This is a genomic window from Myxococcus sp. XM-1-1-1 (assembly GCF_020037095.1).
Taxonomy (GTDB): Bacteria; Myxococcota; Myxococcia; order Myxococcales; family Myxococcaceae; genus Myxococcus; species Myxococcus fulvus.
Map to the genome: position 1 here is coordinate 132,630 of NZ_JAIQDH010000002.1, position 22,864 is coordinate 155,493.

A 22,864-nucleotide genomic window follows, 5' to 3' on the forward strand; every position below is an offset into this window, starting at 1 on the left:
CCGGTGCTGACATGGCTCCGGGAAGTCTCAGGGAAGTTATCGGACGCCCCCGGCGCCAGTTGCGTCCAGCCCGAAGGTGGATCCTCCGTCGACTGTGCGCGAGTCGAATGACCACCGGTAGACAATCCAATTCGTTCAGCAACTACCGGCGTTTGGCGGCGGGGGTGGGAGGGAACAGGCACTCCAGCCCACGCACCACGTCATCCCGCCAGGCCGTGTAGTTGTGACCTCCGCTGTACTCCCGGTCCTCCACCCGGTGGCCGCTGGCCCTCAGCAGGGGGGCGATGCGCTGGTTTCCCTCCAGCAGCCCCTCGAACCGGCCGCAGCTCATCCACACCTCCAGCGGGCGGCGGGGCACCTGCCGCGCCAGGTCGAAGACGACGAACTCGTGGTTTTCCACCACGAAGGCGCCCGACTGGGACAGCACCCGCCCGAAGGTCTCCGGCGCGCGCAGGCCGATGAAGAGCGACATCAGTCCGCCCAGGGACGAGCCCAGCACCCCATGGGCGCCCGGGTGGTGGCGCTCGTCCACCAGGGACAGGTGCTCGCGGGCCAGGGGCAGCACCTTCCACACCAACAGGCCCACCGTGTACTCGCTGCACGCGTACTCCACGTCGCGCATGGGGCCGCCATGGGAGACGAGCGCGAGGGCGACGGGGCTCATGCGGCCATCGGCGATGAGCGTGTCCACCAGCTCCGGCAGCCGCACGCGGCGCAGGTACTCCTCGCCGTCGAGCACCACCACCAGCGGCACGGGCCCCTTCGTCGGCGGGGCATACAGGTGCACGGTGCGCTGGCCCGTCAGGCCCGTGTCGGACATGTCCACGCGGTGCCGGGTGACGCGGCCTCGGGGAAGACCTCGGGGCCTGCGCGAGGGGAGGGCGGGCCCGCCGTCGGGCATGTAGAAGACGTGGTTGCTCTCACCGAAGCCGTTGTCACAGACGCGCGCGTTGAAGTCGTCCCGCACCCGACGGCCCTTCGCGTCGAACAGCGCGTACTCCACATAGGCGTCCCGGGGCAGCGCCAGCGAGCGCGTCCAGAGGCCAGGGCCCGCGCGCTCCAGCGGCAGCGGCTCGCCCTTCCAGTCCTGGAAGTCCCCCTGGACGAAGACGGGCCCGCGCCCGCGCCACACGAAGGTGGCGGTGTCGCCGATGATGACGGGTGTCCCTTCCGCTCGCGCTCGCGCTTCCAGCTCCCTGGCATCCATCCCGCGTCGCTCCTGGGCAGTTCCCGCCGCTGTTTCTAGCCCGAGTCACCCACGCGAGCGCCCGGGCTTCGTCGCTCAGCCGAGCAGCTGCTTCAGCGCGCCTTCCAGCTCCGGGAAGCCGAACGCGAAGCCCGCCGCCCGGGCTCGCGCGGGCAACACCCGCTGGCCCTCGAGCACCACCTTGGACATCTCCCCCAGCGCCGCCTTCACCATGAAGGCCGGGACATGCATCACGCTGGGGCGCCCCAGCGCGTGGCCCAGCGCGTGAGCGAAGGCCGTGTTCGTCACCGGCTCCGGCGCGGTGGCGTTCACCGGCCCCTCCAGCTCCGGGTGCGCCAGCGCGAACTGGAGGAGCGCCCGCGCGTCGTCCAGGTGAATCCAGCTCACGTACTGCTTGCCGCTGCCCACCGGCCCTCCGGCGCCCAAGCGGAACGGCGGCAGCATCTTGTGCAGCGCGCCGCCGTCCGGATGCAGCACCATGCCCATGCGCACCACCGCCGTGGGAATCCCCGCCTCCTCGCGCGCCCGGAGCGCCTGGGCCTCCCACGCCACGCACACCCGCGCGAGGAAGTCGTCGCCGGGGGCGCTGTCCTCCGTCAGGGCCTGCGCCTCGCGAGCGCCGCCGTAGTAGCCGATGGCCGACGTGGACACGAAGCGCCTCACCGTGCCCGCGGCCTTCATCGCGTCCACCAGCACCCGCGTGCCCTGCACCCGGCTGTCGTGGATGCGCTGCTTCGCGTCCTTCGTCCACCGCTGCGCCACCGGCTCGCCCGCCAGGTGCACCACCGCGTCCACGCCCGCGAGCGCCTCGGGCGCCATCGCCGTCCGCCCGTCGAACACCGCCCCCGTCACCCCCGCGGGCAGCCGCTCCAGCGCCCGGGCCACGTCCCGCGTGAGCACCTGGACCTGATGGCCATGACTCAACAAACCCTGGACAAGTCCCGGGCCCAGGAACCCCGTGGCCCCCGTCACCGCCACCTTCATGGGGTGGCTCCCGGGGCGGCCGGCGCGGCCACCGGCGTCGTCAGGTCCACCCCCACCAGCTTGCTGAGCGACTCGAAGAAGGCCGTCTGCTCCTCCGGCTTCATCTTCCCCGAGTGTCGGTAGACCAACACTCCCTGTGCATCCAGCAGCAGCACGTTGGAGGTCTTCAGCGGCAGCGTCCACGGCGCCTCGCCCATGGCTCCTTTCAGGTCCACCAGGATGGGCACGCCCACCTTCTTCTCCTCGTCCCGGACGTAGGAGAGGGCAATCTGCCGAGCGGGAAAGAAGTCGAACTTCATGAGGTTGGCCACCGCCACCACCGTGGCCGCCCCCAACAGGTTGCGCTCCTTGCCCCGCGCGAAGAGCTCCTCCTTCAGCCCGGCGTTGAGCTTCGTGGAGTCCTTGTCCTCATAGAAGAGAATTACCGGTTTTCCACGCCAGCGAGAGAGACGCACCTCTTCTCCGCTCGAGGTTCGTAACGTCGCGTCCTGCGGACCGTCCGGAAGGTTGGACGCGAGGGCTCCCTGGGAAAGCAGGGCGGCCGCCAGTGTGCCGGTGATCCACGTCTTCATGAGGTGACCCCTGGTGGACAAGGTTGATACAAACCATGGACATAGCCTTGACAAGGCCTGGACGCAAACGTTACCTCTCAGCGGCAGCCGCCTGAATCCGGAGGATCAACCGATGGCCCTTCCCCGTCCCGCTGTACAGCCGATGTCGGGCGAGCTTCCCCTGGAGCAGGCCTGGCTGAAGCTCGTGCAGGCACAGGTGGAGACGTCGTTGGGCGAGCTGTTCGACCTGCCGGACGAGGCCCGCCTGGACGCGCGCTGGACGTGGGCCATGGCGCAGGCGCGCACGTACGCCCTCAGGCCGGCCAAGCGGGTGCGGCCGGCGCTGGTGATGGCGGGGCACTGTCTGGCGAAGGGCACGCCGGTGGTGCCGGGCGAGCTGTGGCGCTTCGCGGCGGGGCTGGAGCTGCTGCACACCTTCCTGCTCATCCATGATGACGTGGCGGACCGGGCGCACCTGCGGCGGGGCGGCGCGGCGCTGCACCACCTCCTGGCGCCGGGGCGCGGCGGCGAGGACCTGGCGGTGGTGGTGGGCGACCACCTCTTCGCGCGCTCGCTGGAGGCCATGCTGGAGTCGGGCCTGCCGGGCGTGGCGAGGGTGGTGCGCTACTACCTGTCGGTGTGCCGTCACACGGCGGCGGGCCAGTACCTGGACCTGGCGCTGGGCGGCGCGCCGCTGTCGCAGGTGTCGCTGTTCCAGACGCTGCGCGTGGCCTACCTCAAGACGGCGCGCTACGGCTTCTGCGCGCCGCTCGTCTGCGGCGCCATGCTGGGCGGCGCCAGCCCCGAGCTGGTGGCGGGGCTCGAGCGCGTGGGCCGTCAGGTGGGCCTGGCCTACCAGCTGAAGGACGACCTCATCGGGCTCTTCGGTGACTCGAGCGTCGCGGGCAAGGCGGCGGACGGCGACTTCATGCAGGGCAAGCGCACCTTCCCGGTGCTGGCGGCCTACGTGCGCGCCCCGCCGAGGGCCCGCGAGGAGTTGGAGCTGCTCTGGTCGCTGCCCGAGTCGCTCAAGGACGCGCGCGCCCTGGCGCGTGCCCGGACGCTGGTGGAGGAGTACGGCGGCCGTGAGGCGTGCGAGCGGTTGGTGACGCGCGGCTCCCACGCGGCCCGGCGCGCCTTGCACTCGCTGCCCAACCCCAACGGGGCCCGGGACCTGTTGGACGCGCTCATCGCGCGGCTGGCCCATCGCATCGCCTGAGGACCTCATGAGCTCGCGAATCCAGGGCAGACGCGTGGTGGTGGTGGGCGCCGGAGTCGGAGGACTGGCCGCGGCGGCGCGGCTGGCGCACCAGGGCTTCGACGTGCGCGTCGTCGAGAAGACGGTGGGGCCGGGAGGTCGCTGCAACCGGCTGCGGGTGGAGGGGTTCACCTGGGACATCGGTCCCACCATCGTGCTGATGCCGGAGGTGTTCGAGGAGACCTTCCGCGCGCTCGGCCGCCGAATCGAGGACTACCTGACGCTGCTCAAGTGCGAGCCCAACTACCGGGTGCACTTCCGCGACGGCTCGGACGTCACCTTCACCTCCGAGCTGTGCGCCATGGGGCGCGAGCTGGAGCGGGTGGAGCCGGGCAGCTACGCGCGCTACCTCGCCTTCCTCGCCCAGGGGCGTGTCCAGTACCGCACGAGCCTGGACCACCTGGTGGGCCGCAACTACGAGGGCATCACCGACTACCTGTCCCCGCGCGTGCTCGCCCGCATCCTCCAGGTGCGCGCGCATCGGCGCATGTACCCGGACGTCAGCCGCTACTTCAAGGACGACCGGCTGCGCGCGGCGATGACCTTCCAGACCATGTACCTGGGCGTGTCTCCCTTCGAGTCGCCCGCGGTGTATGGACTGCTGCCCTTCACCGAGCTGGGCGTGGGCATCTGGTTCCCCAAGGGGGGCCTGTATGCGATTCCGCAGGCGCTGGAGAAGCTGGCGCTCGAGGAGGGCGTGCGCTTCCACTACGGCACCCCCGTGGAGCGCATCCTCACGGAGGGCGGCCGCACCACCGGCGTGAGGCTGGAGGGTGGCGAGGTGCTGGAGGCGGACGCGGTGCTGTGCAACGCGGACCTGCCCTACGCGTACGAGAAGCTGCTGGACCCGGAGGCCACCACGCTCAAGCGCCGCGAGTCGCTGCGCTACACGTCCAGTGGCTACATGCTCTACCTGGGGATGCGCCGGAAGTACCCGGAGCTGGGGCACCACAACGTGGTCTTCGGCCACGACTACAAGGGCTCGTTCGACGACATCTTCCAGCGCTTCCGCGTGCCGGACGACCCGAGCTTCTACGTCAACGCGCCCACGCGCACGGATTCGTCGCTCGCGCCCGAGGGCAAGGACTCGCTCTATGTCCTGGTGCCCGTGCCGCACCAGCACCCGTCGCTCGACTGGAAGGTGGAGGGCCCCAAGGTGCGCGCCAAGGTGTTCGCGCGCCTGGCCGAGCTGGGCCATCCGGACCTGGAGTCGGACATCGAGGTGGAGCGTGTCTTCACTCCCGACGACTGGGCGGGCACGTTCAACCTGGCCAAGGGCAGCGCGTTCGGACTGGCGCAGAACTTCCTGCAGATTGGTCCGTTCCGGCCGTCCAACCAGGACGCGCGGGTGAAGAACCTCTTCTTCGTCGGTGCGTCCACGCAGCCGGGCACGGGGCTGCCCACGGTGCTCATCTCCGCGCGGCTCGTCACCGAGCGGCTGATGTCGTGGGCTCGTGACCGCGGGGTGAAGTTGTCCCCGCGCGCGGACCCGGCGAAGTCGGTGGCGGCGGAGGTGGCGGCATGAGCACGACCGACGAGAAGGCGCTGGTGCGTCGGGGATACTGGCTGGCCCGGCGGGTGACGCGGCATCACGCCAAGAGCTTCTTCTTCGCCTCGTATCTGTTGTTCGGTCAGCGCCGGAAGGCGGCGTTCGCGCTGTATGCGTTCTGCCGGCGGCTGGATGACCTGGTGGATGAGGCGGGGCCCGACGGCGAGGAGCTCGCGGTGCGGTTGGACCGGGCCCGACGCATGGTGGCGGAGCTGTACGTGCCCATGCCGGAGCTGGCCTCGCGCGAGCTGGGGCCCCCGAATGACCGGGTGGCGGGTGTGGCGGCGCGCTCGCCGTGGGACGCAGGGGAGTTCGCGGCGCTGGCGCACACGGTGCGGCTCTACCGGATTCCGGAGCAGCCGTTCCAGGACCTCATCTCCGGCATGGAGATGGACCTGACGAAGAACCGCTACGAGACGTGGGAGGAGCTGGACCTCTACTGCTACCGCGTGGCGGGCGTGGTGGGGTTGATGTTGACGCCGGTGCTCGGGTGCTCGGACGTGTCGGCGCTGCAGCCGGCGGCGGACCTGGGCCGGGGCATGCAGCTCACCAACATCCTGCGCGACGTGCGCGAGGACCTGGAGCGCGGCCGCGTGTACCTGCCCGCGCGGGAGCTGGCGCACTTCGGGCTGTCCGAGGAGGACCTGCACCGCGGGAAGGTGGACGCGCGGTGGCGGGACTTCATGCGCTTCCAGGTGGCGCGGGCCCGCGTGTACTACGCGCGCGCGGCGCAGGGTGTGCCCTCGCTCACCGGGTTCGGCAGTCAGCGCATGGTGCGGCTGATGGGCGCCATCTATGGCGACATCCTCCGGGAGATTGAGGTGCGCGACTACGACGTGTTCAGCTCGCGCGCCTTCGTGCCGACGGGCCGCAAGCTGTCACTGGCCGCCGCGACGTTCCTGCGTCCCATGAGTGTGCTGCCCGCGCCCCTCGGCGAGGCGCGCGTGCCGTTGCTGCCGAGCGAGGCGGGGGGCCGACACCATGGCTGATGCGTGTGTTCGGAGGCGGGGGTGCCCCGGCTTCCACGCGAAGCGGGGCGATGACGCCATGGGGGACGTACGTGCTCGCGGACGTTTGGAGCCGCGGCGAGGGGGGCATGGCCTCCGCGCGATGCAGGGTGGTGACGCCGCGGAGACCCCGTGCGTTCGCGAGTGCCCGGAGGCGCGGTCATGAGGGCCTCCCGGGTCGCCGTCATCGGTGGAGGCATCGGCGGGCTCACCGCCGCGGGGCTCCTGGCGAAGGAGGGCCACGCGGTGACGCTGTTCGAGGGCAGCGCGTCACTGGGCGGCAAGGCGCAGGCGGTCACCGTGGACGGCGTGACGCTGGACACCGGGCCCACGCTGTTGACGCTGCCGGACCTGGTGCGTGGCACCTTCGAGCAGCTGGGCGCGATGGACCTCCTGCCTCCGCTCACGGAGCTGGAGCCGCAGTGCTCCTATCGCTTCTCGGATGGGTGCTCGTTCACCGCGTACAAGGACGTGGAGCGCACCGCGGACAGCGCGGGGGACGTGAAGCCCTCGGAGCGTCGAGGCATCCGCGGCTTCTACGCGGAGGCCGCCGCCATCTGGGCCGCCGCGGGTGAGCCCTACCTGGAGGCGCCCTTCGAGGGCATGGCCGGCTTCATGGGCCGCGTGGCGAAGCGGGGCATCGGCGCGGTGCTCGCGGGCATGCAGCTGTCGTCGCTGCACGCCCTGGCGGTGAAGCACCTGCGCACCGAGCACCTGCAACAGTACGTGGGGCGCTTCGCCACCTACGCGGGCGCGTCGCCGTACGAGGCGAGCGCGGCCTTCGCGCTGATTCCTCACATCGAGCACGCCTACGGTGTCCACCATGCGCGCGGTGGCGTGGGCGCGCTCGTGGACGCGCTGGGACGCGCGGTGCGCAGGCTGGGCGTCACGGTGCACCTGCGGACGCGGGCCCGCTTCGAGCGCACGCACGAGGGCTACCGCGTGGGCCCGGAGGAGGACGGCGCGCTGTTCGACGGCGTGGTGGTGAACGCGGACCCGCTGGAGTCGCTGCGGCGCGAGGGCGAGGCGCTGGCGCTCTCCGGCTTCGTGCTGCTGCTGGACGTGGAGGGACGACTCCCGCTGCCGCACCACGCGGTGCTCTTCGGCAGCGACTACCCGCGCGAGTTCAGGGAGTTGTTCAGCGGGCAGCTCGCGTCGGACCCGACGGTGTACTTCTGCAACCCGTCCGCGACGGACCCCACGATGGCCCCCGTGGGCCGCACGGGTCTGTTCGTCATGGTGAACGCGCCGCCGTTGTCAGGCGGCCCTGGGGCGCTGGAGACCAGCGCGCGCGAGTGGGAGCAGCACGGCGAGCGGGTGAAGGCGCAGATGTTCGAGAAGCTGTTCGCGCACCACCCGGAGCTCCGGGGGCGGGTGCGAGTCATCGGCCAGCGCTCGCCGGTGGACCTGGCGGCGCAGGGGGCTCCGGGGGGCTCCATCTACGGCTTCCTGCCCCACGGCAAGCTGGGGCCCTTCCGGCGTCCTCGCATCCGGGGCAACACGCCAGGCCTGTTCTTCGCGGGCGGCGGCACGCACCCGGGCGGTGGGGTGCCCCTGGTGATGCTGTCCGGCCGCTTCGCCGCGGAGATGGCCTCCGCGCATCTGCGGAGGGGCGGATGATGAACACCTTGCGAGACATTCCGGCGCTGCCCGGCGAGGCGGGGGCCTATCGCTGGTTCTACGCGGACGTGACGGCGGGTCCGTTCAGCGCGGTGTGCATCTTCATGCTGGGCTCGCTCTTCTCGCCCCGCTACTCGGTGGCGGCGCGTCGCGGTGGACGGCCGATGGAGTACAGCGCGGTGAACTTCGCGCTGTACCACGAGGGCGTGCGTCGTCTGTGGGTGCTCAGCGAGTACCCGCACGCGCAGATGGAGTCGCCGGGGCGGCTGCGCATCGGCCGCTCGACGCTGACGTACGGCGAGGACGGCGCGGTGCGGATGGAGGTGGACGACTGGACGGCGCCGTGGGGACGGCCTGTCAGCGCGCGCCTCACGTTGGAGCCGCTGACGCCCATGGGCGAGGTGGTGCGGTTGATGCCCGAGCTGCCGCACTACTGGCAGGCCCTGGCGCCGCGCGCCAAGGCGAAGCTGGAGGTGTCCTCGCTCGGCGTGACGGCGGAGGGGCTGGGGTACCACGACACGAATCACGGTGAGGAGTTGCTGGGCGCGCGGCTCGCCGGCTGGCACTGGGCGCGCACGCACCGCGAGGACACGACGGTGGTGGACTACCACCTGCCGGATGGCGTGGCCCCGCTGCGGATGACGGCCTGTTCCAGCGGTGTGCGCTGCGAGCGTGGCGAGGAGCCTCAAGCCCGGCCCACGGTCATCACCGGCTGGGGCCTTCGCGTGCCCTCGCGCCTGGAGTCGGGCAACACGGTGGTGGGGCAGGCGCGGCTGTTGGAGTCCTCGCCCTTCTATGCGCGACTGGAGGCTCGCAAGGGCGCGCTGGACTGCATGGGCGAGGTGGCGGACTTCCGCCGGTTCCACTCGCCCTTCATCCGGTGGATGGCCCACTTCCGCACGCGCCTGGGGAGGGCGGCATGAGTGTGCCGATGGGGTGGATGAGGCTCGCCTCGGCCTTCAGCGCGATGACGCCCACGCGCCACGCGTGCTCCGGGAGGGCGGCATGAGTGTGCCGGTGCTCCTGGTCCTGGGGTGGACGGTGCTCGCCACGGGCTTCAGCGCGGTGACGCTCGTGCGGCTCCTGCGCATGCGGACAGGTCGCGCGGCGCGAGCCCCCTCGACGGCCCGCGTGCTCCTGCTTCGTCCCGTCGACGCGCCGACTCCGCGCGAGCTGGAGAATCTCGCGCTCCCCATCGACTTCGCGGGTGAGCTGGAGCAGGTGGTCGTCTCGCCCTACCGTCCGCGCCTCGGCCCGGACGTGCGCTGGCTGCCGAGCGACCCGCTCACCCCGAACCGCAAGGTGGGCCACCTCCTCTACGCGCTCTCGGTCCTCCCCATCGAGGGGCGCGTGGTGCTCGCCGTGGACGCGGATGTCGCGGTGACGGGCGCGCTGGTGGAGGGGCTGGTGGCTCCGCTGCTCGCCGGCGCCGCGCTGAGCACCGCCGCGCCCACCCCCGTGGATGCGCGCGACGGCGCGGGCCGCGCGATGGCGGGCCTGCTGCGCTACACGCACCACAGCTTCCTCGCGCTGCACGCGATGAGCGCCGGCGCCCCGGCCGTGTGCGGCAAGGCCCTGGGCCTGTCCGCCGAGGCCCGGGCCTCGCTCGAGTCCCTGGCCGACCACATCGGCGAGGACCTGGAGTTGTCCAAGCGCCTGCACGCGCGCGGGCTCGACGTGGCGCTGAGCGCCGCTCCCGCCGTGGTGCCGCTGGGCGAGGTGGGCTCGTGGGACATCCCCCTGTCCCGCTTCACGCGATGGATGCGCGTGCTCGCGAGCCACCGGCCCGGCCTGTACCCCACCGTGCCGCTGCTCTTCACGCCCACCGTGCCGCTGGTGCTGTGCGCGGCGCTGCTGGGCTCGCCCGCGTTGTCCGCCGCCGTGGCGCTGCTGGTCGCCGTGCGCGCGGCGCTGGCGCACCGGCTCGGGGTGCTCGGAGCGCCCCAGGGGCCCGTCCCAGGACGCGGCCGCGCCTGGACGGACTGGCTGCTGGGAGAAGTCTTGCTCCTGGCGGCCTTCGCCGTTTCACTGGGCCGGCAGGGGACGGTGACGTGGCGCGGACGGACGTACACCCTCTTGCGCGGTGGCCGCATGGTCCGCGTGTCGCCAGAGCTGACGGGAGGACCCGGATGACCTACGCACGTTTCCTCGGGCTGTTCGTCGTACTGCCCATCCTCATCCAACTCTGGCGCTACCGGCGGACCTTCTCCGCCAGGTCGCTGGCGCCCATGGGGATGCTCCTCATCGTCGTCTACGCGGCCACGTCCCCGTGGGACAACCTGGCCGTGAAGTGGGGCCTGTGGGGCTTCGACGCCGAGCGCATCTGGGGCATCAAGCTGGGCTACCTGCCCCTGGAGGAGTACCTCTTCTTCGGCCTCCAGACGCTGCTGGTGGGCCTGTGGGCCCGCGCCCGCCTGGCCCGCGCGCTGGAGGCTCCGTCCGCCGAGACGAAGGCCCCCGCCGCGGCGCCGTCCGAGCGCGCGCTGTCCCCGAGCGAGGTGTCGCCATGATGGAGTCTCGCTGGGCCTACCTCATCCACCTGCTCGCGTGGACGCTGCCCCTCATCGCGTTCCAGCTGGTGGTGCTCGTGCGCCACTACAAGGAGCGCTCGGGCGCGGTGCTGCGCGCGGTGCTGCCGCCGGCCTTCATCCTGGGCCTGTACCTGGCGGTGGCCGACCACCTGGCCATCTCCACCGGCATCTGGAACTTCGGCGAGGGCAAGCACCTGGGCATCTACCTGGGCCTCGTCCCGCTGGAAGAGGTGCTCTTCTTCGTCATCACCAGCGTCCTGGTGTCGCTGGGGCTGGCCCTGTTCACGGGGCTGGCGGAGCTCGTCTGGAAGAAGGAGGCGCGCTCGCCGTGATTCCCGCGGCCAAGGGAGGCCCCTTCGGGTGGGCGCTCGACCGGTACATCGGGTGGAAGTTCCGCTCGGCGTTCCGGGGGCTGTGGGTGCGCGGCGAGCTGCCGGCGTCCGGGCCGGGGCGGCTGGTGTACCTGAACCACACCAACTGGTGGGACGGCTTCATGCTGCACCAGCTGTCGCGCGTGGCGGGGTGGGACGCGTACTGCCTCATGGACGAGGAGAACCTGCGGCGCTACCGCTTCCTCGCGCGCATCGGCGCCTTCAGCATCCGCCGCAAGGACGCGATGTCCTCCATCGAGTCGCTGCGCTACGCCAAGGCGCTGCTGCGCCGCCCGCGCGCGGCGCTGTATGTCTTCCCCGAAGGCGAGCACCGTCCCTTCGGCGAGCTGCCCCTGCGGCTGGAGCGCGGCGTGGAGATGCTGGCCCGGGTGGCGAAGGTGGAGTGCGTGCCCATCGGCGTGCGCTACGCCTTCTTCGAGCACGAGCTGCCGGACGTGTTGTTGGAGGTGGGCACGCCGCATCCACCCGGACCGCTGTCCGTCTTCCAGACAGGCCTGGAGACGGTGGTGAAGCGGCTCATGACGACGACGAGCCTGGAGGGCTTCACGCGCAAGGTGTCCGGCGCGCGGGGCGTGGCCGAGCGGTGGGACGCGGCCCGGGGAGTCCAAGCATGATGTTGCGCATCCGCACCATCTCCCGCCTGACGGGCGTCCGCGAGGCGACGCTGCGCGCGTGGGAGCGCCGCTACGGCTTCCCCCGGCCGCTTCGCAGCGAGGGCAACAACTACCGCGTGTACTCGCGCGAGGAGGTGGAGGCCGTCCGCCGCGTCGTCCGCCTCATCCAGCTGGACGGTCTGGCGGTGAGCGAGGCCATCGCCCAGGTGGTGTCCTCGCCGCTCAAGACGATGCCCGGCGCGGAGCGGCTGCAGGAGCGCTTCTGGAGCGCCGCGATGCTGCTGGACGAGGACGAGCTGTCGCGCGTGCTGGACGAGGCCCAGCGCTCCATGGACGTGGACACGTACTGCGACGGCTTCCTCATGCCGCTGTTGCGCGAGATGGCCACGCGGGTGGACGTGGCGCGCGAGCACCTGGCCTCGGGCTACCTCCGCCAGCGGCTGCGCCAGGTGCTCTCCAGCCTGGAGACCACGGCCGGCGGGCCCCGGGTGCTGCTGGCGTGTCCCCGGGGGGACTCGCACGAGGGGGGGCTGTTGGGCCTGGCCGTGCAGCTCAAGCGCAAGGGCTGGCGCACCACGTTCCTGGGCGCGGACACCCCCGCCGAGGCCCTGCGCGTGGCGTGCGAGCAGGTGCGGCCGGACCTGGTGGCGCTGTCCTTCGTCCACGGGCGGTCGCCGGAGGAGTTCCTCACGGTGCTGTCCGAGGCGCTGCAGGCCTGCGCCCTCTCGTCGGTCGTGGTAGGAGGGCCCGGCGCGCGCGAGCACCTGAAGACCGTCTTCACGCTCGGGGCGCAGTTCGCCGAGTCGTCGCAGGAGTTGATAGCCCTCTGGAACCAGGTGCGGACCGCGCAGAATCGCCCCTGAACCGTCCGCCCCCATGGCCGAGCGCACCTACCGAATCCACGTCGCGGCCGAGCTGTCCGGGGTTCGGGTGGAGCTCATCCGCGCCTGGGAGCGGCGCTACGGGGTGCTCCAGCCGCTGCGCACGCCCGCCGGCTACCGCGTCTACACGGAGCGGGACGTGGCGCTGCTCAAGCGCCTGAAGAAGCTCACCGACGAGGGCGTGGCCATCAGCGAGGCGGCGAAGATGCTGCCGCAACTGCTCGCCGAGCTGGACGCGGCGGGCGTGGCCTCCGGGGAGGACCCGCTGACCTCGGGCTCGGGGCTGGACTTCTGGCGCGACGCGGCCCTGCTGGCGGCCGAGGCGTATGACCAGGTCGGCGTGTCCGCGGTGGTGGACGAGGTGCTGTCCGCGCTGCCCCCCCTCAAGGCCTTCGAGGGCGTGCTGGCCCCCCTCCAGCGCGAGGTGGGCGAGCGCTGGCACCGGGGCACGCTGACGGTGGCGCAGGAGCACCTGGTGACGCAGGTGGTGCGCGCGCGGCTGGTGAGCCTGCTGCACGCGGCGCCGCAGGGGGGGCGCAAGCACGCGCTGCTCGCGTGCCTCCCGGAGGAGGAGCACGAACTGGGCCTGCTCGCCGTGGCCCTGCGCCTGCGCCACGCGGGCCACCGGGTGACGCTGCTGGGCCAGCGCGTGCCCGCCGTGGACCTGGGCCGCGCGGTGACGCGGCTGCGTCCGGACGTGGTGGGGCTGTCGGCGGTGAACAACCCCGGCGAGGCCGTGTTCGAGGCCACGCTCACCCAGGTCCTGCGCGAGCTGCCCCCGGGCATCCCCGTCTGGGTGGGCGGCGCCGCGGCGGTGGCCCACGCGGGCCTGGTGGACCGGCTGGGCGCCCGGCTGTTCAGCGCCGAGGGCGACTGGGCGCGGCTGGTGGGTTAGCCCGGGACGGCCGCGCGCGTTGGAGCGTGGCGATGAGGCCCGCCTCCCCCACGGCCCAGACGCGGTTGCCCGAGCGCGAGGTGGAGACGGCGTGGAAGCCGGTGGTGCCCAGGGGCATCCACGTGCGCGCGCCGTCCACGGACAGCTCCGAGCCGGACGGGCCCACGGTGACGAGCGTGGGGCCCGGCGCGCCGTGCACCTGCGCGACGCACGAGCGATAGCCCGCGGGCCGTGTTCCCGGGGGCACCGTCCACGTCCTGCCCCCGTCCTTCGTGAGGGCCAGGTTGCCGGTGGCGTCCGTGGGACGCTGGTGGTTGCCGCCCACGGCGATGCCCTCGTGCTCGCTCCAGAAGAGCAGCGAGAAGATGCCGCCGCCGTCGCCCGTGGCCAGGGGCGTGGTCGCCACGCTCCAGGTCTTGCCGCCGTCGGCGGTGCGCACCACGCGGGCCGCCTTGCCGCCCAGGCCGAACCACGCCTGCCGGGGGGCTCGCACGGTGATGCTGGTGCCGCTGGCCGCGAAGCCCGCCTCGCCCGGCAGCGCGGGCGGGAGGGCCTCCGCGGGGAAGGGGGTCCAGGTGGCGCCGCCATCGGAGGTGGTGATGACGAGGAAGCGGCCCTGCACCGGGTCGCTGAAGGCCACGCCGTGGCGCTCGTCCCAGAAGGCCATGCCGTCGAAGAAGGCGCCGGGCGTGGTGTTGGTGAACTGCAGCCGCCACGTCTCGCCGCCGTCCTCCGTCTTGTAGATGCGGGACTTGTCGCCCTCGCCGATGGAGAGCAGGTACGCGGTGGTGGCGCTGAAGGCGTCCACGTCCCGGAAGTCCAGCGCCTCCGCGCCCGGCACCTTGCCCGGCCTCCACGTCTGGCCTCCATCCGTGGTGCGCACGAAGGTGCCCTGGTCTCCGCTGGCCCAGGCCACGCGGGCGTCGACGGCGCTGACGCCGCGCAGCCTCACGGAGGTGAGGCTCGGCTGGGTCTCCCACCGCATGCCCGCGCTCCCCACCGACAGCATCGCGGCCAGAAAGATGGCTCCCGTCATCATCCCTGAAGTCCTCCTCGTGAGGACGGGAGGCTAGCTCACGGCTGGGGCGGGGCCAGCGATTCGTTGGATTGGGAGTTGTTGAAGACGACGCTCTGGTAGCGCTGGGCCGCCTCCTGCGCGTTGTCGCAGATGGGCGAGCACTTGGACGTGGTCGAGACGTTGTTGGGGTCGCGGCAGTCGTTGATGACGTTGCCCTCGGAGTCCTCGATGGGGGGCTGCAGCTCCACGCACCCGGCCTGCAGGTGCTTCCAGCGCCAGTGGCTCAGGCACGCGGGGCCGTTCGTGTCCCACCCCGCCTCGAACTTCATGTCGGAGCTGCCGCCCGCCTCTGGCGCGGTGATGATGTTGGGCGTCAGGGCGTCCCATGGCTGGATGGGGGTGCCGTCCTGGGTGAAGGGCGTGCCGTTGCCGCAGTAGTCCGCGCGGGCCATGCGGGTGCAGGCCCAGTGGGCCTTCGTCACCGCGCCCGGCGAGGCGCCGTCGAGCCAGGGCTTGTAGCCCCAGCGGTAGCACTTGGCGAGCACGCCCGGGTCGCAGCCGAGGGTGAAGCTGTTGGGAGTCTCCTGGCGCGCGCCGCTCGCGTTGAAGTAGCCCTCCAGGGGCACGGCCCAGGCCCAGCCCACGGCGGGATTCGCGCCCGTCGTGCACAGGTCGACGGTGGTTCCGGACGGGGGCGTCACCTGCACGCGGTAGAGGAAGGTGGCGCCGGTGGCGTCCCAGATGCCGGGGGACTCGGGGATGGTGACCTGGTTGGCGTTGACGGCGTCCACGACTTCAATCGTGGAGTTGTAGTGCGCCGTCGAGAGGCTGCGCAGCTGCGTGCCGATGAGCTGCTTGCCGCGCAGCTCCTTGTGCTCCGCGGGGAAGCGGCCGCCGCTGGCCCTCGGCGAGGCGCTCCAGGGCTGCCCCGGGAGGTAGGGCCCCGCGAGCACGGTGAAGATGCCGCTCTTGGGACAGGTGAAGCGCACCGAGGGACATTCGAGGGGACAGCTGGGGTCGGGCTTCACGATGCCCTCGGACGAGCCGAGGTAGCCCTGGCGCGCGTGCTCACAGGGCTTCTCCCCCGCGCAGACGCGCAGGACGGGGCGACCGGTGCAGCTCCCGGTGGTGCCCGCGCACTCGCCGCTGTCGAGCGTGACGACGGTGTCCGGAGTGCACACGCCCTGGCCCTTCACGGTGAAGCCGCAGGTGCGCGCCGCTCCCGACTCGGCGCGCAGGAAGCAGGGGCTGAGGCTGGCGGTGGTGCCCGAGACGGCGAGCGGCATCTTCGCCGCGAGCTCTCCGCGGAAGACTCGCAGCAGCGCGGGGCGGCGGACGTTCTCGAAGAGGACGGTGGCGGGGTCGTAGAAGAACGAGCCGATGCTCGTGCCGTGGAGCTGGGTCCCCTGGGAGTGGGAGTCGTCGCCGTCGGCGCGGAAGTCCTGGACGGCGAGCTGGGGGGAGGCTTCCTGGGGGGACAGGGGCTCGCAGGCGGCGAGCAGACACAGACACAGCGCGGATGACAGCAATCGCGAGACGGCGCTCATGCGAGGGACCTCGGGTTCGTTCAATCCATCCAGACGCGGCGCGGTGGAGCATCCGGCATGCCATGGACGGGGCAGGGGACACACGGTGCGTCACGGGGTCGGGGTGGCAAGGGCTGCCGGCAAGACTTGCCGGGGTCGGGCGAGGCTTGCCGTCCGGGCCTCAGGGCCGAGGGGTGGCGCACACGCGCAGGCCGGTGAGGGCCTCGCGTTGGGTGGGCTCGACGCGGTCCCGGTTGGCGGAGTGGGCGGTGAGGTCGCTCTGGTACCAGCTGCCGCCCTGGGCGGAGGGCTTGGTGGGGTCCACGCTGGAGCGGGTCCATTCCCAGACGTTGCCGGCGAGGTCATCCACGCCGAAGGGACTGCGAGAACCGGGGTGGCTCCCCACTTCGTCGGGGCCGAAGCCCCAGGGCTCGCGGCCGTAGGTGACGTCGTGGTTGGCGTCGTCGGGGGAGAGCCAGTCGCCGGAGGGGTAGCGGCGGCCGTCGGCGCCTCGGGCGGCGCGCTCCCATTCGTGCTCGGTGCAGACGCGGGCGCCGGGGACGCGGCCGGTGTGGTCCAGCCAGGCGACGTAGGCGAGGGCGTCCTCGAAGGAGATGGCGGACACGGGAAAGCGCAGCCAGTCCTGCTCGGCGCGGCGGGTGCGCTTGCCATAGCGGAGGGGCTCGCCGTCGAGGACGCTGTAGCTGGCGGAGGCGGGGCGCAGGTTGAGGCGCCAGCGGCCATCGGGTTCGCGGGTCAGGTCCACCACGGTGAGCCGGCGCCGGGAGCCCGGCATGCGCGCGGCGCGCTCCTCGGGGGAGAGGGTCTCGAGGAAGGCGATGTAGTCGCCGAAGGTCACCTCGTGACGGGCGATGAGGTACGCGCCGGTCTCGACTTCGTGGAGGGGTGGGGCGAAGAAGAAGGCGCGGCGCAGGTATTCGCTCTCGGACGCGCCTTGCAGGAAGCGGCCGGGCGGGATGTAGACGAAGCCCTCGGGGACCTGGGGGGGCTCCGGCAGGGCGAGTTCCTGGGAGAAGGATTCACCCGGGCGCAGGAGGACGGGGACGCGCACGGGGACGCGGCCGGGCGCTTCGATGAGGAGCAGGTGCGAGCCCGCGGGGAGCGAGAGGTCTCTCAGCGGTGTCTGGCCGAGGAGTGTGGTGGCGGACTGATTCGGCGGTGCGCCCGCGGGGCCAGACCGCGCGGCGATGTTCGACTCGCTCGCGGAGCCCTGCGCCTGGCTCTCCGTGCCTGGCGTCGAAGCAGGAGGCGCGAGGTCCGCGTTGTCTGCCGTTGGCTGCGTGCCGACCGGAGCGATGTTCGTATCGCTCGCGGAAGCCTGCCGCGGGCTCCCCGTGCTTGGCGTCGAAGCAGGAGGCGCGAGGTGCGCCTTGTCTGCCGTCGGCCGCGTGCCGACTGGCGCGATGTTCGTATCGCTCGCGGAGGCCTGCCGCGGGCTTTGCATGCTCAGTGTCGAGGCAGGAGGCGCGAGGTCCGCGTTGTCTGCTGTCGGCCGCGTGCCGACTGGAGTGATGTTCGTATCACTCGCGGAAGCCTGCCGCGGGCTCTCCATGCTCGGTGTCGAGGCAGGAGGCGCGAGGTTCGCGTTGTCTGCCGTTGACCGCGTGCTGACTGGAGCGATGTTCGCTTCGCTCGCGGGCTCCGCACTCGGTGTCGATGTGGAGCCAGCGCGTGCATCCAGCAAGGTCACCCGTGCGCCTGGAGGCGACGTGATGAGGGAGATTCGCGCGGGCGCATCGAGCCGCCGCTGTCGCTGTCCTCCGGTGTCATAGGCGGCGAGCCGTGCGAGGAGCTGCGCACGCACCTCGGGCTGGCGCTGACGGTCCGCACGCTCCACGCGCTCCGCGAGCAGGTCCGCGAGCAGCTCGTTCAACCGGGTGCTTCCCGGGTCCAGTCCCCACGCCGTCTCGAGCGCGGCCTGCGCTCGGAGGCTGAGCGTCTCCACTGCCTGCTCTTCCTCCTGGACCTGTGTCCACAGCGCCTCGGCGGCCTCGCGATTCTGGGGGCCCGGCGTGTCGAACAGGGTGAAGGCGTCCTGTCTCATCTGCTGGGCTCGCGCATCCTTCGCGCGTGCTTCGTCGTGATGTCGCCGTGCTTCGCTCAGGTGTTGGGAGATGCGTGCGTCGAGCTGCGCGCGCGACTGGACCCGGGTGACGGCCACCACCGCCAGCAGGGCGAGCGGCGCGACGATGGCCACCGCCCAGCGGGCGACGCGGCGGTGGCGCACCACCTGCCTGGAGCGCGCGAGGAAGTCCTGCTGGAGGGCGGCTCCGGGAAGGATGTTCGCGGCAGCGGCCTCGGAGAGCTGTCGCTCCGCGTAGAGCAACTCCGAGGGACGTCCCAGTCGCTCCCACTCCGCCGCCGCGCGCGCGAGCCGGTGGCGGACGGCGCGATGCTGTTCGTCCTGTCCCAGCCATCCGCGCAGCGTGTCCCAGTGGGTCAGCAGGCTCTCGTGCGCGAGCGTATAAACGCCCTCGCCACTCTCCGCCTCGCTCGCCGTGAGCAGTCGACCGCGCACGAGCCCGTCCAGCACCGCGCGACCGGTGTCATCGTCGGGCCCGCGAAGCAGCTCGTCGCGGGTGCGACGCAGCCGGGTCCCCTCGGAGGTGACCAGCTCGAGGAGCAGCTCCCGCGCCCGAGGTCGCTGCTCGGGTCTCAGCCGGTCCACCACCGCGTCCGCGTGCCGGGCCAGCGCGCCCTCCACGCCGCCGAGCGCGGTCAGCGCCGCCATCGGGATGATGCCGCGCGAGACGTCGCGCGCCTCCCACAGGGCCTCCAGGACGAACTGCAATGAAGGCAGCCCACCCTCGGCGCGCGTGGCGGAGGTGACGAGCGCATCGACCAGCTCGGTGGACTCGAAGGCCACGCCGAGCGCACGCGCGGGCCCTTCGACAGCGTCGCGCAGTCCGCGCTCCGTCAGTGCGCGAACGAGGTAGAGCGCGCGAGGCAGCTCGTCGCCCAGTCCCGGCAGGGCCACCAGTCGGGTGAGACAGTCGCTCCGCGCGGTGGCCAGCACCCGGATGCGAGGCACCCGGTGCAGCGCGAGCGCCAGCTCCTCGGCGAGTCGGGTGGCCTGCGTCAGCTCGGAGAAGGTGACGAGCTCCTCGAGCTGGTCGATGAACAGGAGCACCGGATGGGAGCTCCTGCGGCGTCTGCGCAGCGCGCGAGCCAGGGCGCCCGGCTCCTCGTCGGCCACCTGTGACAGCAGCGCATCCGGGCTCTCATCGAGTATCGGCGCGAGCGCGACCGCCAATGACTCCAGGGGGCGCCGTCCAGGTGTCCACGAGACGATGTCCCACGACGTGTCACTCCCGGGGTCGGTGAGCGCGGGGAGGACGCCCGCGCGACACAGTGAGGACTTGCCGACGCCGGAGTCACCCGCGAGCAATACGAAGCGCTCGCCACGCAGGCGGTCCATCACCTCACGCAGCTCCGCTTCGCGGCCGAAGAAGACCGCGCGGTGCTCGGCCTCGAAGGCGCGCAGTCCGCGATAGGGATTGCCGGAGGGCAGGGGCGTCGCCTGCACGGGAAGGGACAGGGCTTCGAGGGCCTCCCGGAGCGCATCGCCGGAGTCGAAGCGCTGGTCTGCTTCCAGCGCGAGACATCGGTCCACGACGGAGGCAAACCCCGCCGGCAGGTCGAGCCGTTGTCCCTCGAGCAGCGGTGGGCGCTCGGCTGTCACGGCGCGGCCCAGCTCCGCGAGGGGCACGTGTTGATGGGGTGCGCTGCCTGTACACAGCTCGTGCAGCATGACGCCCATCGCGTAGATGTCGGTGGCGCGACTGGCGGGCTCGCCGCGCCAGAGCTCGGGCGCGAGATAGAGCGGCGTACCGGGCACGGTGAGCTGCGGCGCGCGATGCACGGGAGCGACCCCGTCCCTGGCTCCTCCAGGCGCCGAGTCGTCGCCAGGGCTCGCGGGCTGCATTGGCGCGCCGAGGCCCGGGCTCATCACGCGACGCGGTGACTCAGCGACTCGCTCGCCGAAGCCTGGCGCAACGCCGAACGCCGCTGGCGGATGCTCGAACCCTCCGCGTCCCGGAGCTGTCTCGCGCTCCGAGGGGCGAGCAGATACTGCCGGCGCATCGAGTCCCACCGTCATCGACGGATGTGCTGGCGTGCCGAGGTCCCGCGTCTTCCCAGGATGCTCCGGCTCGACGAAGCCAGGACTCATCGCGGGCTGCCCGGGCGAGTCGAGGCCCGGAGCCCGCGTCTCCATCACCGACGCCGGTACTCCCTCGTGAGGCTCCGCCGGAGCCATCGGCCGTGTCTCCACCTCCGGCTTGCGCACAGCGCGGTCCGAGTCGAGGTGACGGCGCTCGTCCCGTGTCGACTCGACGCGCGTGCCCTGCTCGGAGCCTGTTCCCCGGTCCGTATCCGGCGTCGCGCGCGGCCCCTCCTGCGCCACGCTGTGCGAACGCCTGTCCCCCGACCAGGCCTCCGCCAGCCCGAAGTCGAGCAGCTTCACCTCACCGTCCTCGGAGAGGATGGCATTGGCGGGCTTGAGGTCCCGATGCAGGACGCCTCGGCGATGCGCGGCCGCGAGCCCGCGCGCCAGTCCGATGGCGAGCGCCAGCAGCCGTCTCCCCTCGACCGGCAGACTCAGCGTGTCCAGCGTCTCGCCCCGGATGAGCTCGGACACGAGATAGGGCTGTCCGCGCACCTCGCCCACGCGGTGGATGGCCACCACGTTGGGGTGCTGCAGGCGCGCAATCGCCCGGGCCTCCTGGAAGAAGCGCGCCCGGGCCCCCGCGTCCGGCAACCGCCCCGCCGGCGTCGCGATGAACTTCACCGCCACCAGCCGGTCCAGCAGGGTGTCGCGCGCCAGGAACACCTGTCCCATCGCCCCGCGTCCGAGCGGCCGGAGCACCTGGTACTCCTCGAACTCGCGGGGCGGCTCCAGCAGCCCGGGCGGAGTGCTCATTCCGTCGGTGGGCCCCGGCGCGGGGCCCGCGGTTGGAGTCCGAGCTGCTTCAACTTGAACGAGAACGTCCGGATGGGCATCCCAATCAGCGCCGCCGCGCGCGTCTGCACACCCTCCGCCTCCTCCAGCGCCTCCTGCATCCGCCGACGCTCCAGCTCGCGAATCTCCTGCGCCAGCGGCAACCGCGCGCGTCGGGACAGCTCCACGGGCGCCGCCTCGGGAGCCACGGGCTCACCCACCGGCGCCCCCCGTCCGCCGCCGAGCATGCGCGCCGGAAGATGGTGCGGCTCCACGACGTTCCCCGTCACCGCCGCGGCCACGTAGTCCATCAGGTTGCGCAGCTCGCGCACGTTGCCCGGCCACCCATGCCGCGACAGCGCATGCATCGTCCCCGACGCCAGCTCCAACCCGGGGCGCCCGAGCGCCGCGCACGCCCGCTCCAGGAAGTCCCGCGCGAGCATCGGCACCTCGCGAGGCCGCTCCCGCAGCGACGGCAGCAGCACCGTGGCCGCGCCCAGCCGGAAGTACAAATCCTGTCGGAAACGCCCCTGCGCCACCTCCGCCTCCAAATCCCGATGCGTCGCCGCCACCACGCGGATGTTGATGGGCCGCTCCCGCGTCTCTCCCACGCGGGTGATGCGACGCACCTCCAGCGCGCGCAGCAGCTTGGCCTGCGCGGACGCGGGCAGCTCGCCCACCTCGTCCAGGAACACCGTGCCGCCCTGCGCGCTCTCCAACAACCCCACGCGCGCATGGGTCGCCCCGGTGAACGCGCCGCGCTCGTGGCCGAACAGCTCGCTCTCCACCAGCCCCTCCGGCAGCGCCGCGCAGTTGACCGGAACGAAGGGCCCACCCGCACGCCGGGACCAATGGTGCACGGCGAACGCGGCGTTCTCCTTGCCCACGCCCGTCTCACCGCGGATGAGCACCGGCAGCTCGCTCGCCGCCAGCCTCCGCAGCAGCGCATACAGCTGCGCCATCGCCGGGTCCGCCACCAGCACCACGCGCTCCGCCAGCGCCAGCCGCGTGACGCCCTCCGCCGCCGACGCGAAGCCTCCCGGCGCCGCCGTCTGCGCGGCCGTGCGCGCCGCGGCCACCAGCGTCTCCGCGTCACACCCATCCGACGGACACGTCGCCGCGCCCAGCCGAGCGCGAGGGCTCGCGGACAGCAGCGCCTCCACGCGCTCCCCCAACCCCTCCTCACCCGGCTCTCCGGCCACCTCGGGCAACAGCCACAGCAGGTGCCCCGCGTCGAGCCAGCCCGCCGCCTCCGCCGGGCCCGCCTCCGACGTCAGCACCGCCTCCACCAGCTCGCGCCCCCCCGGCTCGCCGAGCGCGAGCGCCAGCACCGTCAGCGGCCGGCCATACCGCAGCGCGCGCTCCACCTCCTCGCGCAGCCGCCCCATCAACCGCTCCGAGTCCAACGCGCGCCGCGCCGGCATGGGCCGATGCCGCGCGCGCACCACCGCCACCACCGCCCCGAAGGCGACCACGTCCCCGGACAACAGCGGCCGGGCATCGTCGATGGGCCGGCCGTTGAGGCTCGTCCCGTTCTGGCTGCCCAGGTCCACCACCCTCGGCCCCTCGTCCGTGACGAGGATGCGCGCATGTCGGCGCGAGACGCTCTCGTCCTTCAGTCGCAGGTCCGCCTTGTCGTCGCGCCCCACCAGCACCACGCCCTCCGCGGGCAGGGGGAAGCGCCACGACGACTCGCCCTCCAGCACCAGCAGGTACGCGGCGCTCGTCTCGGCGGACTCCAGGCCGGAGCCGAGGGGACGGGTGTCTCGGGCGCTGGGAGGCGGAGCGGACGACATCGAGCGGGCGTCCATGCTGGCACGCCCGTGTCGATTCGGGCAACTCGTGTGCGTCCTGGAAATCTGGAGCCACAT

18 protein-coding genes are annotated in these 22,864 nt (G+C 72.2%); 11 read left to right on the top strand and 7 right to left on the bottom strand.

What is annotated here, in order from left to right; translation table 11 throughout:
* Window positions 1–142: 142 nt before the first annotated feature.
* The 3 genes from K8640_RS04660 to K8640_RS04670 all read right to left on the bottom strand — a co-directional run bounded on the left by K8640_RS04660 (window position 143) and on the right by K8640_RS04670 (window position 2,763).
* Window positions 143–1,207 (bottom strand): alpha/beta hydrolase-fold protein, encoded by a 1,065-nt coding sequence (locus K8640_RS04660; protein ID WP_223745967.1) that lies wholly within the window; start codon window positions 1,205–1,207, stop codon window positions 143–145.
* Window positions 1,208–1,282: 75 nt separating this feature from the next.
* Window positions 1,283–2,191: a TIGR01777 family oxidoreductase gene (locus K8640_RS04665; RefSeq protein WP_223745968.1), complete on the bottom strand. Its 909-nt coding sequence runs from the start codon at window positions 2,189–2,191 to the stop codon at window positions 1,283–1,285.
* On the bottom strand, window positions 2,188–2,763 hold the full coding sequence (locus K8640_RS04670) for a peroxiredoxin (RefSeq protein WP_141330957.1): 576 nt from the start codon (window positions 2,761–2,763) through the stop codon (window positions 2,188–2,190). Before K8640_RS04670 ends, K8640_RS04665 begins: the two co-directional genes overlap by 4 nt.
* A gap of 112 nt (window positions 2,764–2,875) precedes the next feature.
* Here K8640_RS04670 and K8640_RS04675 point away from each other — a divergent pair, with 112 nt between their 5' ends.
* The 11 genes from K8640_RS04675 (at window position 2,876) to K8640_RS04725 (ending at window position 13,489) form a co-directional block, all read left to right on the top strand.
* Window positions 2,876–3,961 carry a polyprenyl synthetase family protein gene (locus tag K8640_RS04675; RefSeq protein WP_141330955.1) on the top strand — a complete coding sequence of 362 codons (1,086 nt, stop codon included), beginning with the start codon at window positions 2,876–2,878 and terminating at the stop codon, window positions 3,959–3,961.
* A 7-nt stretch (window positions 3,962–3,968) separates the two neighbouring features.
* Window positions 3,969–5,525: an NAD(P)/FAD-dependent oxidoreductase gene (locus tag K8640_RS04680; RefSeq protein ID WP_223745969.1), complete on the top strand. Its 1,557-nt coding sequence runs from the start codon at window positions 3,969–3,971 to the stop codon at window positions 5,523–5,525.
* Complete coding sequence (locus K8640_RS04685; RefSeq protein WP_141330951.1) at window positions 5,522–6,538, top strand: phytoene/squalene synthase family protein; 1,017 nt, start codon at window positions 5,522–5,524, stop codon at window positions 6,536–6,538. The genes K8640_RS04680 and K8640_RS04685 overlap by 4 nt, the downstream gene beginning before the upstream one ends.
* Before the next feature lie 180 nt (window positions 6,539–6,718).
* Window positions 6,719–8,176 (top strand): NAD(P)/FAD-dependent oxidoreductase, encoded by a 1,458-nt coding sequence (locus K8640_RS04690; RefSeq protein ID WP_223745970.1) that lies wholly within the window; start codon window positions 6,719–6,721, stop codon window positions 8,174–8,176.
* Window positions 8,176–9,099 carry a carotenoid 1,2-hydratase gene (locus K8640_RS04695; RefSeq protein WP_141330961.1) on the top strand — a complete coding sequence of 308 codons (924 nt, stop codon included), beginning with the start codon at window positions 8,176–8,178 and terminating at the stop codon, window positions 9,097–9,099. Before K8640_RS04690 ends, K8640_RS04695 begins: the two co-directional genes overlap by 1 nt.
* Window positions 9,100–9,181: 82 nt before the next feature.
* Window positions 9,182–10,309, top strand: coding sequence for a glycosyltransferase (locus K8640_RS04700; RefSeq protein WP_141330947.1), 1,128 nt, complete (start codon window positions 9,182–9,184; stop codon window positions 10,307–10,309).
* Window positions 10,306–10,686 (top strand): lycopene cyclase domain-containing protein, encoded by a 381-nt coding sequence (locus tag K8640_RS04705; RefSeq protein WP_223745971.1) that lies wholly within the window; start codon window positions 10,306–10,308, stop codon window positions 10,684–10,686. Before K8640_RS04700 ends, K8640_RS04705 begins: the two co-directional genes overlap by 4 nt.
* Window positions 10,683–11,039, top strand: coding sequence for a lycopene cyclase domain-containing protein (locus tag K8640_RS04710; protein ID WP_046711043.1), 357 nt, complete (start codon window positions 10,683–10,685; stop codon window positions 11,037–11,039). The genes K8640_RS04705 and K8640_RS04710 overlap by 4 nt, the downstream gene beginning before the upstream one ends.
* A complete protein-coding gene (locus K8640_RS04715; RefSeq protein ID WP_223745972.1) occupies window positions 11,036–11,713 on the top strand; it encodes a lysophospholipid acyltransferase family protein in 678 nt (225 codons plus the stop codon). Before K8640_RS04710 ends, K8640_RS04715 begins: the two co-directional genes overlap by 4 nt.
* Window positions 11,710–12,576: a MerR family transcriptional regulator gene (locus K8640_RS04720; RefSeq protein ID WP_223745973.1), complete on the top strand. Its 867-nt coding sequence runs from the start codon at window positions 11,710–11,712 to the stop codon at window positions 12,574–12,576. Before K8640_RS04715 ends, K8640_RS04720 begins: the two co-directional genes overlap by 4 nt.
* A gap of 13 nt (window positions 12,577–12,589) precedes the next feature.
* On the top strand, window positions 12,590–13,489 hold the full coding sequence (locus K8640_RS04725; protein ID WP_223745974.1) for a MerR family transcriptional regulator: 900 nt from the start codon (window positions 12,590–12,592) through the stop codon (window positions 13,487–13,489).
* Here the strand turns inward: K8640_RS04725 and K8640_RS04730 are convergent.
* The 4 genes from K8640_RS04730 to K8640_RS04745 form a co-directional block, all read right to left on the bottom strand.
* Window positions 13,452–14,528: an oxidoreductase gene (locus K8640_RS04730; RefSeq protein ID WP_223745975.1), complete on the bottom strand. Its 1,077-nt coding sequence runs from the start codon at window positions 14,526–14,528 to the stop codon at window positions 13,452–13,454. The two genes, K8640_RS04725 and K8640_RS04730, sit on opposite strands and share 38 nt — an antisense overlap.
* A gap of 35 nt (window positions 14,529–14,563) precedes the next feature.
* The gene (locus tag K8640_RS04735) at window positions 14,564–16,054 is read right to left on the bottom strand and encodes an ADYC domain-containing protein (protein WP_223745976.1); all 1,491 of its coding nucleotides are present in this window, start codon (window positions 16,052–16,054) and stop codon (window positions 14,564–14,566) included.
* Between the two features lie 160 nt (window positions 16,055–16,214).
* Window positions 16,215–20,975 (bottom strand): protein kinase domain-containing protein, encoded by a 4,761-nt coding sequence (locus tag K8640_RS04740; protein WP_223745977.1) that lies wholly within the window; start codon window positions 20,973–20,975, stop codon window positions 16,215–16,217.
* Window positions 20,972–22,804, bottom strand: a complete 1,833-nt coding sequence (locus K8640_RS04745; RefSeq protein WP_223745978.1) for a sigma 54-interacting transcriptional regulator — start codon at window positions 22,802–22,804, stop codon at window positions 20,972–20,974. The genes K8640_RS04740 and K8640_RS04745 overlap by 4 nt, the downstream gene beginning before the upstream one ends.
* Window positions 22,805–22,864 lie beyond the last annotated feature (60 nt).